At 62.4% G+C, this 1017-nt stretch carries 1 protein-coding gene; it reads left to right on the top strand.

All coding sequences use genetic code 11. The annotated features are described in order from the left end of the window. The first annotated feature begins 505 nt into the window (after positions 1 to 505). Positions 506 to 811: a transposase gene (locus CGZ93_RS14015; RefSeq protein WP_094364513.1), complete on the top strand. Its 306-nt coding sequence runs from the start codon at positions 506 to 508 to the stop codon at positions 809 to 811. The last annotated feature ends 206 nt before the right edge of the window (positions 812 to 1017 follow it).

Below are 1017 nucleotides of genomic sequence, written 5' to 3'. Positions count from 1 at the left end.
ACAAGATGGACGATGAGGTGGAAGCCCGCGCTGAACGCCTTCGCCATCACCTTCGCAGACCGCATGCCAGCCGCCGAGGACCGCTGACATGGAAACCGCCACTTACACCGTTCGTCGGACAGTCCCGAGTTCGTCGGAATTGTCAGGGGGTCGTCGGGCGATCGCGGCGACGTATCAATCAGTTCAAGTGTTCACGGGGATCATTCAGACCCAGCTTCGAGCCGAGGAACGCGAAGACAAGGTGGAGCTGCTGATGATGCGAGTTGAGTCCCTGATAGTGGTGTAGCGCGGTCGCCAGGATCGTCACCGGCGTGTACGGCAGACGATGAAGCGGCCACCGCGTGATCCTTCGAGTGAACCTCTCACAGCACTCTCGAATGGAGTCATCACGATGACCGCACCACACATTGTTGAACCGCACTGGGTCTGATGGAGGCTCTGGTGTGCCCCGGGTTCTACGGCGTCTGAGTTACTGGATTCTGGTGCATGACACTAGGAGGTTCAGATGGGACGACCGGGTTATCCGGCCGAGTTCCGGCGGAAGGTCCTCGACCTACTGGCCGAGGGGAGAACAGTGGCCAGCATCGCGCACGATCTCGACGTCAGCGACCAGACGATCTACAACTGGCGACGCCAGGACCGCGTCGACCGCGGCGTCCAGCCTGGGCTGACAACGGCGGAGAAGGGCGAGCTGTCGGCTGCAAAGAAGCGGATCGCTGAGCTTGAGACCGAGCTGAAGGTCGCGCGGCGCGCCGTTGACCTGCTGAAGGAGCAGACCAGCCCAAAAGAAGGCGCGCGGCGGTCGAGGTGATCGCCGCGGAGGGTCTACCTGTCCATGTGGCTTGCCGGGTGTTAGCCGTGTCCGAGGCAGGCTTTTACGAGAGCAGGAGCCGGGCGCGGTCTGAGCGTTCGATCAGGCACTCGATGCTGACCGACCTCATCACCCAGATCCACACCGAGTGTCACGGCATCTACGGTGCCCGCAGGGTCCATGCCGAGCTCACTATCGGCCGCGGC

Origin of the sequence: Enemella dayhoffiae (genome assembly GCF_002250625.1) — a bacterium.
Taxonomy (GTDB): domain Bacteria; phylum Actinomycetota; class Actinomycetes; order Propionibacteriales; family Propionibacteriaceae; genus Enemella; species Enemella dayhoffiae.
This window is presented reverse-complemented; position numbering and strand designations above follow the sequence as displayed.